This is a genomic window from Burkholderia sp. Ac-20384, from assembly GCF_017104605.1.
Classification (GTDB): domain Bacteria; phylum Pseudomonadota; class Gammaproteobacteria; order Burkholderiales; family Burkholderiaceae; genus Burkholderia; species Burkholderia lata.
Genome location: NZ_JAAGPE010000312.1, coordinates 1 through 10,287, shown reverse-complemented (window position 1 = coordinate 10,287; position 10,287 = coordinate 1). Strand labels below are relative to the sequence as shown.

Below are 10,287 nucleotides of genomic sequence, written 5' to 3'. Positions count from 1 at the left end.
GCGCGCGCAGCGGTCGTTGCGCGGCGCGCGCGTGGCGCGCGACCAGGCGGCGACGTCGAACCGGTTGAAGGACGAATTGCTCGCGACGGTGTCGCACGAACTGCGCACGCCGCTGAACGTGATCTACGGCTGGGTCGAGGTGCTGCGCAATTCGGGCGACAGCGCGCTGCAGCAGCAGGCGATCGATGCGATCGACCGCAGCGCGCGCTCGCTCACGCGCATGGTCGGCGACATCCTCGATGCGTCGTCGCTCGCCACCGGCAAGCTGCAGCTCGACGCGATGCCGGTGGACGTCGTGCGGCTGTTCTCCGATTCGGTCGGCGCATTCCAGACCGCCGCGTCGTCGGCCGGCATCGTGCTGGAGTTCGACTGCGCGGCGTCGACCTGCGTCGTGTCGGGCGATGCCGAGCGATTGCGGCAGATGCTGTCGAACCTCGTGTCGAACGCACTCAAGTTCACGCCGGCCGGCGGCAGCGTGACCGTCGGGCTCGCGCGCGACGACGTGCGGGTGGTGCTGACCGTGTCCGACACGGGGCAGGGCATCGTGCCCGCGTTCCTGCCGTACGTGTTCGACATGTTCCGCCGCGCGGACGATTCGCCCGCGTCGTCGCGGCGCGGGCTCGGCCTCGGTCTGTCGATCGTGCGGCATATCGCCGAGCTGCACGGCGGCAGCGTGACGGTCAAGAGTGCGGGACGCAATCGCGGCGCGACGTTTACGGTGACGCTGCCGGTCGGCTGGCAGCCGATCGGCGCGATGGCGTGGGGGAATGCGCACGCGAACGGGCATCGCGACCCGCCGATGCTCGATACGCAACGCATCCTGATCGTCGACGACGATGCGACGACGCGCGAGAGCCTCACCGCCGCACTGACGACGTTCGGCGCGGCCGTCGCGATCGCGTCGACAGGCCGTGAAGCGCTCGCGGTGGCTGCCGACCTGCGGCCGACCGTCGTGCTGTCCGATCTCGCGATGCCCGACGGCGACGGCTTCTGGCTGCTCGACGCGTTGCGGCACGCCGGCATGAACGGCGGCGATGGGCCGCCCGCGGTGCGGGTGCTGGCCGTGACCGCGCATGCGGGCCTGGCCGACGAACGCCGCGCGCTCGAGGCCGGGTTCGACGGCTATCTGTGCAAGCCGGTCGACGTGCGTGAACTGGCGGACAAGATCGTGCGCGTGACGAAGCACGACGGCTGACGCCGCGGCCATTCATCGTTGTCGTTCCGCGGTCGCGACGGCCTGTTTCGTTGATGCAGGGCCGACCTTGACCGGACGCCTGCAGGCTGCATCTCGCGCCGCAATCGACGCGCCGTCAGGTCCGCCTCGGCTGCGACACGCCTTCGAGCGTGTTCGCGACGTCGTCGCGCGCCGGGCCGGCCGAGCGCGTCGCGATGTCCGCGAGCGACAGCATGCCGACCAGCCGCTTGTCGTGATCGACGACCGGCAGGCGCCGCAACTGCGCGTCGGCCATGTAGTGCTGGATCTCGTCCAGCGAATCGTCTTCGAAACACCATTCGATCGGGCCCGACGCGACTTCCTGAATCCGCGTCTCCGGCGGCTTGCCGGCCGAGATCGCGCGCACCGCGAGGTCGCGGTCCGTCACCATCCCGACCAGGCGGTTGTTGTCACACACCGGGAGCGCGCCGACGTCGTAGCGCTCCATCAGTTGCGCGGCATGGCGGATCGAATCGGTCGGCGCAATGCGCACGACGTCCTGCGACATGATTTCGTTGACACGATGCATGGCGTCCTCCTTGTGGGCTGGGTGCGTCGATTCGTCGGTGGATTCGGCCAACCGCATGCCGTCCGGCACGCGTGACCGGTCATGTGCCGCCGCGTTCGCGCGGGTCTTGCCGTGGCTTTTCCTCATGCGAATCGGGCGGCGTATCGGGAGGTGCATCGGGCTCGATACGCGTGACGCCGCCGGTCGCCGGCGGGTCGCTCGCGGGAAACGTGTCCTCGAGCTGCTGGTCGATATGGCGTTCCGAATGGCGCGTGCGCGTGCGGTCCTCGTGCTTGCGCGGCGGCGACGGGTCGGGCCGGGTCGAATCCTTCATGGCAAGGCTCCCTGCGAATGACGATGACGCGAACATTTCCGCAACCGCCATGCCCGGGTTCGTACGCGGCACGGGATTTGCCATGTCGGGCGATGACGACGATGACGACCACGCGCGTCGCGACCGGTGCCGGTCGCGCGCACATCAAGCGGAGACACGATGACGATTCCGAAACGGCGACAGGGCGTGCGCTACGAACTCAACGTTTGCGGCGGCGGCTTTGATTCGGTAAAGAGCCACTTCGAGGAGTGGAAGCACGAGCCGCTGATCTACCGTCCCGAGCGCCGGATGTTCGAAGGCAAGGCCGACGTGCGGCCGCTCGGCGACGAGACGTTCGGCGCGACCGAACCCGCGCGGTTCGCGCTGCAGCGCGCGTGCGAACCCGCCGATCCGTATGCGCTCGCGGCACGCGTGCGCGACGATGGCCGCGAGCTGTGGCTCGTGATGGCCGCGTACGACGCGTAACGACGCATAGCGGCCCGCAGGCAGGCATTCGCGGTGACGGTGTGCTGAAGCCCTGCGCACCGCAGGTCGGCGCGTGTGACGCGCAAACGGACGGCACGCGGATTGCGGACTCGCCGGGACTGACACAACCGGTTCCGCGCCTGCCGCGGACTTCAGGAGAATTGCGATGAAATGGATCCGCACGATACCCGGGGGCCTGTGCGTGATGGCCGCCGCATGTACGCTGGCCGCGTGCACGCAGCCTGCCCCCTACGGCGCGCGCGGTGCGCCACCCGCGCCGCCCGACGGCCACGCGTCGCCGCCCGGCACGACGATGCCCGATGCCACCACGCGTTACGAGACGCGCCCGTCGCCGGGCAACATGATGCCGCAGGGCGCGGCGGGCGGTGAGCCGGCCGACGTGCCGCCACCGGGCCCGAACGGCGTACAGGGCGACCCGCCGCTGCGCATGCCGCCGCCCGCGCAGTACTGAGCCGATCCACGGCCGGCGCGTGACGGCGTGATGCGCGAAATGCGTGCGCGAAGCGCGTGCCCAAAACTTGCCGTCGGCTTGTAAAAAAGCGGCCCTGGCGCGCTGTAAATCGGGGTGCGAACCCGCGCGAACCGCGGCACGGGGTGATCGACCCCCTTGGCATGGAAGCTGCTTGAATCCTGGCTGAATACGAAGCGAAACCCGTGAAACGTCAGGAGGACCATCGATGTCCGTCTCGCTTTCGCTGCAGATGCGACAGCATCTTGCACTTACGCCGAGGCTTCAGCAGTCGCTGCGGTTGCTGCAGTTGTCCTCGCTCGAATTTCAACAGGAATTGCGTCAGGCGCTCGATCAGAATCCGTTTCTCGACGATGGCCAGGGTGACGAGGAGCCTGCCGCCGACACAGCGGGGCCGCAAGCCGAAGCCGCCGCGCCCGACGCGGTGCCCCCGGTTGACGAGGTTCGCCAGCCGGACGGCGACGTGCCTGAAGTGCCCGAGGTGTCCGAAGTGTCGTTGACGGCCGCGCCCGCGACGCGCGGCACGAGCCGCCAGGGCGACGAGTCGGGCGGCCTGTCGCCCGGCGAATGGCTGGCCGCGGAACCGTCGCTGCATCAGCAGCTGCATGACGCGTTGCGGCTCTATCAGCTGAACCGGCGCGACCGCGAAGCCGCGCGCATCGTGATCGACGCGCTCGACGACGACGGCTACCTGCGCCAGGAACTGGTCGAACTGCTGGTCGCGGCCGACCCCGCGCTGCTGTTGTCGGAGCAGGATCTCGCGGTCGCGCTGCGGCTCGTGCAGATGCTCGACCGGCCCGGCATGGCCGCGCGCTCGCTGTCCGAGTGTCTCGTGCTGCAACTCGACGCGATTCCGGCCGGCACGCCCGCGCTCGCGGAAGCGAAAGCGATCGCGCGCGAGCATCTCGAACGGCTCGCGCGCCGCGAGACGGCCGAGATCCAGCGGCGGGTCGGCTGCAACCCGCAGACGCTGCAGGCCGCGTGCGCGCTGGTGCGCGGGCTCGACCCGCGCCCCGGCAATCATTACGGCAGCACGCGCGGCGACTACGTGGTGCCCGACGTGATCGTGCGCCAGGTGCGCGACGACTGGATCGTGACGATCAACCCGGCCGTGCTGCCGCGCGCACGGTTGCACGAACGCTACGCGACGCTGTTCGCGCAGTCGAGCGGCGAGCGCGATTCGCCGCTCGGCCAGCAGTTGCAGGAGGCGCGCTGGCTGATCCGCAACGTGCAGAAGCGCTTCGACACGATCCAGCGCGTCGGCGAATGCATCGTCGCGCGACAACGCGATTTCTTCCGCTATGGCGAGATCGCGATGAAGCCGCTCGTGCTGCGCGACATCGCCGAGGAACTCGACCTGCACGAATCGACCGTGTCGCGCGCGACGGGCAACAAGTACATGGCCACGCCGCATGGCACGTTCGAGTTCAAGCATTTCTTCCCGCGCAAGCTCGAGGCGGCCGGCAAGGGCGTGTGTTCCGCGGCGGCCGCGAAGGTGCTGATCCGCGACATGATCGCGGCCGAGCGGCACACCGATCCGCTGTCCGACGTCGCGCTCGCGCACAACCTCGCGGGCCGCGGCATCCTGCTTGCGCGTCGCACGGTGACGAAGTATCGCCAGGCGATGAAGATTCCGCCGGCCGACCTGCGGCGCCGCGACGCCGCATGACGGCTGCCCGGGCGAGCCCCGCTCGCGCGCGTGCCGACCGTCGCGTCGACGCGCGCGCCCACGACAGGAGCGCAACCATGCCAGCAAAATCGCAAGCGCAGCAGCGTGCCGCGGGGGCCGCACTGTCGGCCAAACGCGGCAAGACGGACATGAAGGACCTCAAGCCGCCGGCGCAGTCGATGGCCAGGTCGATGAGCGAAAAGGCACTCGAAAAAATGGCGTCCACGCCGAGGCGCGGCAAACCGGAGCACAAGCACGATGCGTGAACGGCGACGACGTGTCCTGACCACTGCTGCCATCCAGGAGGTATCCATGCTTCGATACGCGGTCATCTTCTTCATCATCGCGATCGTCGCGGCCGTGTTCGGCTTCGGCGGCATCGCGGCCGGCGCGGCCGAGATCGCGAAGATCCTGTTCTACATCTTCGTCGTGATCTTCCTCGTCACGCTGCTGCTGGGCGTCGTGCGGCGATGAGCGGCGCGTCCGGCCGGTCGCAGCGCATCGCAGAACTCGAGCATGCGCTCGCGAACGGCTTCCCGTCGCAGTCGACCGTCGTCGTGCATGCGGACGATGCATCCGGGCGGCTGACGATCCAGGTGTCGTGGGTGCGGGTGCCGTCCGACGAGGACGCGCGCGAATGGCGCTGCGCGGTCGACCTGCGCGTCGATCCGGACGTGATCACGCGCTATGCATCGCTCGGCGCGGACGACCGGCTGCGCGTGCGCACGCATCTGTGCGACAGCGCGCGGCGTGCGGTGGACGAGCGCAAGCCGCGCGTCGAGGAAGCGGCGATCGAGTGCAACGTCGCGCTCGATGTGACGCGCGCCGAACTCGACGAGGCGCTGCGCGCGCCGTGACTCGAGGGCCGCCTGGTGGGTGGCGGCGCGGCGATTCGCGTGGCCGTTGCCTTCCCGAACGCGGCGAGCGCATGTCGATGCTTCTCTCAACCACCTCGATGCAGCCATTCTCATGGCGGCGCGGCTGCTCGGCCCGGCGCATCGTCACGCACGCATCAGCGCCGATGCTGCAGCCGGTGATACCAGTTCATCAGCGGCGTCGCGGAGACCCCGTGCGCGATCACCGACGCCGACACGACGGCCAGCACGGGCGCCGCGAGCGGGCGCACCGCGTCGGCCGGCCCGTGTTCGAGCGCGAACAGCAGGTAGTAGAACGAGCCGATTCCCCGGATGCCGAACCACGCCATCAACCGCCGCTGAGCCTGCGTCGCGCCGCGAAGGCGGCACGGGTGTTGCTGGAGAACACGGGCAGGACATGCCATCCCGCCACTACGCAGGAGGACATCATGCAATCGCATTCCCGGATCTGGCTGGAAAACGACGAGCTCGACAACGACGCCGACGATCTCGATACGACGGTCCATGTCGACGTCGCCACGGGCAGGATCATGTTTCAGGCGGCGTGGGCGGAGGCGGCCGACCCGCCGCCCGAGACCGTCGGGCATTCGGTCGTGCTCGTGCTCGATTGCGACACGATGGAGCGCTACGCGGATCTCGACGAAGGCACGCGGATGCGCGTGCACGCTATCCTGCACGACACGGTGGAGGACTTGCTCGACCGCCTGCCCGACGAACACGTGACGCTGACGATCGAGCTGACCGATGCGATGCTCGATGCCGCGCGCCGTCTGCAGTAGCCGCGTCGAGCGGCCATGCAAGCCCGTCCGCGCGAAGGAGCTTGCGGGCATGCGGCTTGCTGCGCGATCGGTACGGTACGACACGGCGCATGCTGTCATGCCGATGGAGGGTCTCATGAGCAGCAGGCTGGATCATTGCAAGGTAGTCATCGTCGCGGTCGGCGATTTCATCAAGATGGCCGGACTCGGCGAACTTCGGCGTGTGCTCATGGCAGAAGGCGCACGGGTCGGTCACTTCGCGGCGCGGAGCGCCTGAAGCGATGCCGGCCGATTCCGCCCGCCACGTGACGCTGGTCGACGAGCCGCCCGTGTTCGACGGTGCCGAGCTGCAGTTGCATTTCGTCGTCGACGTCGATGGCGAACTGCAAACCTGCGCGATCACGGTCGAAGCGCTGGAAGACCATTTCGGCGCGCAGTCTGCGCTGGAGGCCGACTTGCGCGATGCGTTCGAGCATGGCCGCGCGCGGATCGAAGCCGCATGCGCGGAAGCGCTGGCCGACGGCAACGGCGGCGTGGTGCTGCACAGCGGCGATTTCCGTGCGCCGGCGGCCCTGTCCCGGTCGCGGCGATCCTGACCCGACTGCGGTTCCCGGCGCGTTGTGCTCCGACCCGCGTTCGGCATTACACGCCATTGAAAACTTTGCATCGGCCGCCGGCCGCCACTCGGTGCCACATCGCGCGGCACTCAGGCAGCGCCGGCGGCGGATGCATCGCGCAAACCGGCACGATCCCTGCATGAGTTTTTATGCGCCGGTGCGCACCTCGCGCAGCCGCCAACGGGAAACGAGCATGCTGTCCGCCCATGAATTCGCCACGCTGTTACTGGTGCATCGCGCACCGGAGCAGCTCCAGATCGACCGCGAGGATGTCGTCGCGCTGGTCGAACGGCACCTGATCGTGATGCAGTACGACGATGCGTCGGGCGAGCACCGGCCGGTGCTGACGGCCGACGGGCTGTCGCTGGTGCAGTGCGTGCAGCGCAACGACGCGAGCGAGCCCGACGTTACCGACGCGTGACGGGCGGGCGCTGAGTTTGCCACGTGGCGGGTTGCCGACGGGAGCGTGGTGGTGAGGTCGGGTGTTACTGTCCCGCCGGTCGTTCCGGACGGTAGCGATCGACGATCGCGGCATCCGTGGAATCTCCGTTACGAAAGGCTGAGGATACGGCTTCGACGATCGCGGGCCAGATACCGGGCTGCTGCAGGATGGGCATTTCCTTCGCGAGAACGTTGCTGAGTTGTCCCTGGTTCTGCTCGATCGAGCGCAGGACACGGTCGGCTTGATGATCCGGCATTTCCACGATTTCCTTGAGCACCTGCCGAGCCAGCGCGTGGCTGCGCAAATAGCGCGATTCCTCGCGCATGTGTTCGGTCAGTGTGCGTTTGACGATGTTGGCGAGGTATTGCACATGCGGACTGAGGTCCGGGTACCGCCACAGCGGCATGGCCAGTCCTGCACCATCGAATGCGAAGTTGGATACGACGCCGTCAGGATAGGTTGTCTGTGCGGCGTCGAATACGATGTGATCGCGCACATGCTCCATGAGCGGCGCAGACACCTGGTCCAGTACCCTGTCGTAGCCGCGGCGTTCGCCCGCGTCGTCCATGATCACGGCGGAAACAGGCAGGATGACCGGCTCCGGAATGACACCGTCCCGACGGAGAACATCGTTGATCAGGAAGCGGTGGACGCGGCCGTTTCCGTCCGCCAGCGGATGCACGTAGACGAAACCGAAGGCTGCCACCGTGCTGCGCATGACCGATGATTGACCGGAAGTGCGTGCCAGGAATGTGCGAAGGCCGTCGAGCATGGCCGGTACATCCTCCTGCCCCGGTGCGACATAGTGCACGACCTCGTTATAGCGGACGGTTTCCCCGACGAATACGGGCGACTGCCGGAAGCCGAAGTGCGTGAGCGTGGTTCGCTCACCGAGAATTTCCCGCTGCAACTCTGCAGCAGCATCGTCCGACAACGGCTGTTCGCCTTGGGCGGTACGCCGGGCCATGACGTCGGCGAAGCGCTGAATGCGGGAAGTACGGTCGGCTTCCCCTTCGATGGCGAAACTGGCCTTGCTTTCCCTCAATGTCATCCAGGCCGCCGCCCGCATAAGCAGATCCTCACCGAATTCCGCCGCGAGATCGGCGAACAGGCGCGGCACGTTCAACTCGGCTGCCTCCATGAAAGAGGCTGTCTTTACAAGGGTCGGGCAGAAGTAACGTGTTCCGGGAAGATTATCGTTCACCCGCCACCGCGGATTCTTCACGATGCGGTCGCGTGACGAGGTGACGACTTTGGCGTCGTCAAGCACGTCGACATAGTTGCCGCCCAAGCGCTCCGGAACGCTCAACTCGCCGTCGGTGAGCCATTCGTAAAGAAAAGCGGCGCGGCGCGCGTACTGCCCGGTTGGCTCGGAGTCGATCCAGTCCTGGACGAATCCGGGGCCGGATCGCGCGAACAAGCGCGCCAGAAACTCCAGTTGCGGCACCTCGTGGCGCAAGTGAAACTGAAGGTGCGCGGCGATATCGCCCGTTGGGCGCATCAGTTCCGGGTAGGTCTCGAGCCGATAACCGTCAATGGTTTCGGTGGCACGCCGACCGCCGATGCGACTAAGCACTGGAGGCCGAGCCATCGGCGCAACGTCGCAGTTTGCGATCAACCATGCGGTACCGATTGGATCGTCGGGCAATTCAGCCATATGAAAGCTCCTGTTGGTCGGCCCAGCCAATGCGCAAAACCGATTATGGAAGCTCGTTTCGGGCGCAAATCGATTTTGGATGTGTAAAAACGATTATACGCAGGCCGTTTTGCACAAATTCGATTTTCCTCTGGTGATTTAGGGAATGATCAAGGCGTGTGCGGCTCGCGACTAAACGCAAACGCCGACCGTTGCATGGAGGGAACTGTCTCCCGTATCGATGACGGGACGACGATCTCCCGGCGTTTCATCAGCCGGGAACGAGCGCGCTGGATGCATCACGATGCGCTGGTTGGGTGCACGGCCACCAGCACGGCAACCGGTAGCGCTGCCAGACAGTTACCGAGCTCGATCAACCGTCCCGTCACATCGATCGTGTCCCCCGCATTCAGCCAGTTCGTCCACGGTCCGTCGATCTCGCGCGGCAGCACGACCGCCGTATCGCCCCATTGCGCGGGTACCACGCGCGGCAATTCCGGCGCTTCGCCGAGCAGCCGGCCCGCGAGCCGCGTTGCAACCACCACCACCGTCGATTCATCGTTGTACCGCGCGAATGCGATCGCATGACGCCCGAGCGGGCCGCGCATGCGCAGCGGCACGTACGTGCCTGCCGCGAACGTCTCCGGCCACCGTGCGCGCAGCGCCAGCATGCGCTCGACCAAGGCCCGCTTCACGCGCGCATCGGGCCACGCCGGCAGGTACGACGCGACCGGCCCGTCGACCCGTTCGGCCGCGAGCGCCGCGAACGGCACGTCGCGGCGGTTGTCCGGATCGACGAGCGAGTGATCCCATGCTTCAGTCCCTTGATACAGGTCGGGTACGCCGGGCGACGCCATTCGGAGTACGGCCTGCGTCAGGCTGTTGACGACGCCAGCCGGTGCGATCCGCGCGACGAACGCATGCAGCCGGTGCGCGAAGTCGCCGGCGCCGCTCGGTTTCAGGATCGCGCGGACGAATGCTTCGCAATCGCGCTCGTAGCGCATGTCGGGCGCGAGCCAGTCGGTGTGCCGTTTCGCCTCGCGCCATGCTTTCGTCTGCCACTGCACGACGCGTTCGGCAAGTGCCGCGAGCCCCGCCGCATCGTCGGGCGCGAGTTCCGGCGGCCAGCAGCCGACGAGCGTCTGGTACAGCATCGCCTCGGCGGCCGGGCCCGGCGCCCATGCGAGATCGCGATGCGCGCCGCCGCGATGCGGCCGGTTGAGCGCGGACCAGTCGAGCGACACCGTGCGCCACGCGTCGGGCATTTCGCTGAGCACGGC

Annotated in this window: 14 protein-coding genes and 2 pseudogenes; 11 read left to right on the top strand and 5 right to left on the bottom strand. The window is 67.5% G+C overall.

Annotated elements, in window-relative coordinates:
- The coding region (locus G3O00_RS35240; RefSeq protein ID WP_241025477.1) for an ATP-binding protein at nt 1–1,195 on the top strand (1,195 nt) is incomplete at its 5' end.
- A 115-nt stretch (nt 1,196–1,310) separates the two neighbouring features.
- On the opposite strand, the gene G3O00_RS35235 is transcribed toward G3O00_RS35240, so the two are convergent.
- Nucleotides 1,311–1,742: a CBS domain-containing protein gene (locus G3O00_RS35235; RefSeq protein ID WP_011349705.1), complete on the bottom strand. Its 432-nt coding sequence runs from the start codon at nt 1,740–1,742 to the stop codon at nt 1,311–1,313.
- 79 nt (nt 1,743–1,821) lie between these two features.
- Nucleotides 1,822–2,055 (bottom strand): hypothetical protein, encoded by a 234-nt coding sequence (locus G3O00_RS35230; RefSeq protein ID WP_041492441.1) that lies wholly within the window; start codon nt 2,053–2,055, stop codon nt 1,822–1,824.
- 159 nt (nt 2,056–2,214) lie between these two features.
- Between G3O00_RS35230 and G3O00_RS35225 the strand changes: the two genes are divergently transcribed.
- The 6 genes from G3O00_RS35225 to G3O00_RS35200 all read left to right on the top strand — a co-directional run bounded on the left by G3O00_RS35225 (nt 2,215) and on the right by G3O00_RS35200 (nt 5,536).
- Nucleotides 2,215–2,520 (top strand): hypothetical protein, encoded by a 306-nt coding sequence (locus G3O00_RS35225; protein ID WP_206145743.1) that lies wholly within the window; start codon nt 2,215–2,217, stop codon nt 2,518–2,520.
- A gap of 166 nt (nt 2,521–2,686) precedes the next feature.
- Nucleotides 2,687–2,992 (top strand): hypothetical protein, encoded by a 306-nt coding sequence (locus G3O00_RS35220; protein ID WP_206145742.1) that lies wholly within the window; start codon nt 2,687–2,689, stop codon nt 2,990–2,992.
- Nucleotides 2,993–3,218: 226 nt separating this feature from the next.
- A complete protein-coding gene (gene rpoN, locus G3O00_RS35215) occupies nt 3,219–4,679 on the top strand; it encodes an RNA polymerase factor sigma-54 (protein ID WP_206145741.1) in 1,461 nt (486 codons plus the stop codon).
- A 77-nt stretch (nt 4,680–4,756) separates the two neighbouring features.
- Nucleotides 4,757–4,945 carry a DUF3008 family protein gene (locus G3O00_RS35210; RefSeq protein WP_206145744.1) on the top strand — a complete coding sequence of 63 codons (189 nt, stop codon included), beginning with the start codon at nt 4,757–4,759 and terminating at the stop codon, nt 4,943–4,945.
- Nucleotides 4,946–4,991: 46 nt separating this feature from the next.
- Nucleotides 4,992–5,153 (top strand): DUF1328 domain-containing protein, encoded by a 162-nt coding sequence (locus G3O00_RS35205; protein WP_011349711.1) that lies wholly within the window; start codon nt 4,992–4,994, stop codon nt 5,151–5,153.
- Entirely contained in the window at nt 5,150–5,536 is a 387-nt protein-coding gene (locus G3O00_RS35200; RefSeq protein ID WP_206145740.1) for a DUF3022 domain-containing protein, read from the top strand. Before G3O00_RS35205 ends, G3O00_RS35200 begins: the two co-directional genes overlap by 4 nt.
- A 155-nt stretch (nt 5,537–5,691) precedes the next feature.
- On the opposite strand, the pseudogene G3O00_RS35195 reads toward G3O00_RS35200, so the two are convergent.
- Nucleotides 5,692–5,907 (bottom strand): annotated as a pseudogene (locus G3O00_RS35195) (cation transporter); the annotation flags it as partial.
- Between the two features lie 75 nt (nt 5,908–5,982).
- Here G3O00_RS35195 and G3O00_RS35190 point away from each other — a divergent pair.
- The 4 genes from G3O00_RS35190 to G3O00_RS35175 all read left to right on the top strand — a co-directional run bounded on the left by G3O00_RS35190 (nt 5,983) and on the right by G3O00_RS35175 (nt 7,350).
- Nucleotides 5,983–6,333 (top strand): hypothetical protein, encoded by a 351-nt coding sequence (locus G3O00_RS35190; RefSeq protein ID WP_011349713.1) that lies wholly within the window; start codon nt 5,983–5,985, stop codon nt 6,331–6,333.
- 115 nt (nt 6,334–6,448) lie between these two features.
- Nucleotides 6,449–6,589: a hypothetical protein gene (locus G3O00_RS35185; protein WP_206145739.1), complete on the top strand. Its 141-nt coding sequence runs from the start codon at nt 6,449–6,451 to the stop codon at nt 6,587–6,589.
- 4 nt (nt 6,590–6,593) lie between these two features.
- On the top strand, nt 6,594–6,908 hold the full coding sequence (locus tag G3O00_RS35180) for a DUF1488 domain-containing protein (protein WP_206145738.1): 315 nt from the start codon (nt 6,594–6,596) through the stop codon (nt 6,906–6,908).
- Between the two features lie 214 nt (nt 6,909–7,122).
- Nucleotides 7,123–7,350 (top strand): hypothetical protein, encoded by a 228-nt coding sequence (locus G3O00_RS35175; protein ID WP_206145737.1) that lies wholly within the window; start codon nt 7,123–7,125, stop codon nt 7,348–7,350.
- Nucleotides 7,351–7,414: 64 nt separating this feature from the next.
- On the opposite strand, the gene G3O00_RS35170 is transcribed toward G3O00_RS35175, so the two are convergent.
- Both G3O00_RS35170 and G3O00_RS35165 read right to left on the bottom strand, forming a co-directional pair.
- Nucleotides 7,415–9,028, bottom strand: coding sequence for a Fic family protein (locus tag G3O00_RS35170; RefSeq protein ID WP_206145736.1), 1,614 nt, complete (start codon nt 9,026–9,028; stop codon nt 7,415–7,417).
- A gap of 278 nt (nt 9,029–9,306) precedes the next feature.
- Nucleotides 9,307–10,287 (bottom strand): annotated as a pseudogene (locus tag G3O00_RS35165) (malto-oligosyltrehalose synthase); the annotation flags it as partial.

What these genes read in the sequence shown, in the direction of transcription:
- G3O00_RS35220 (WP_206145742.1), top strand. Translation starts at nt 2,687, where the DNA reads ATGAAATGGATCCGCACGATACCCGGGGGCCTGTGCGTGATGGCCGCC.
- G3O00_RS35230 (WP_041492441.1), bottom strand. Translation starts at nt 2,055, where the DNA reads ATGAAGGATTCGACCCGGCCCGACCCGTCGCCGCCGCGCAAGCACGAG.
- G3O00_RS35205 (WP_011349711.1), top strand. Translation starts at nt 4,992, where the DNA reads ATGCTTCGATACGCGGTCATCTTCTTCATCATCGCGATCGTCGCGGCC.
- G3O00_RS35185 (WP_206145739.1), top strand. Translation starts at nt 6,449, where the DNA reads ATGAGCAGCAGGCTGGATCATTGCAAGGTAGTCATCGTCGCGGTCGGC.
- G3O00_RS35190 (WP_011349713.1), top strand. Translation starts at nt 5,983, where the DNA reads ATGCAATCGCATTCCCGGATCTGGCTGGAAAACGACGAGCTCGACAAC.
- G3O00_RS35210 (WP_206145744.1), top strand. Translation starts at nt 4,757, where the DNA reads ATGCCAGCAAAATCGCAAGCGCAGCAGCGTGCCGCGGGGGCCGCACTG.
- rpoN (WP_206145741.1), top strand. Translation starts at nt 3,219, where the DNA reads ATGTCCGTCTCGCTTTCGCTGCAGATGCGACAGCATCTTGCACTTACG.
- G3O00_RS35175 (WP_206145737.1), top strand. Translation starts at nt 7,123, where the DNA reads ATGCTGTCCGCCCATGAATTCGCCACGCTGTTACTGGTGCATCGCGCA.
- G3O00_RS35235 (WP_011349705.1), bottom strand. Translation starts at nt 1,742, where the DNA reads ATGCATCGTGTCAACGAAATCATGTCGCAGGACGTCGTGCGCATTGCG.
- G3O00_RS35200 (WP_206145740.1), top strand. Translation starts at nt 5,150, where the DNA reads ATGAGCGGCGCGTCCGGCCGGTCGCAGCGCATCGCAGAACTCGAGCAT.
- G3O00_RS35225 (WP_206145743.1), top strand. Translation starts at nt 2,215, where the DNA reads ATGACGATTCCGAAACGGCGACAGGGCGTGCGCTACGAACTCAACGTT.
- G3O00_RS35170 (WP_206145736.1), bottom strand. Translation starts at nt 9,028, where the DNA reads ATGGCTGAATTGCCCGACGATCCAATCGGTACCGCATGGTTGATCGCA.
- G3O00_RS35180 (WP_206145738.1), top strand. Translation starts at nt 6,594, where the DNA reads ATGCCGGCCGATTCCGCCCGCCACGTGACGCTGGTCGACGAGCCGCCC.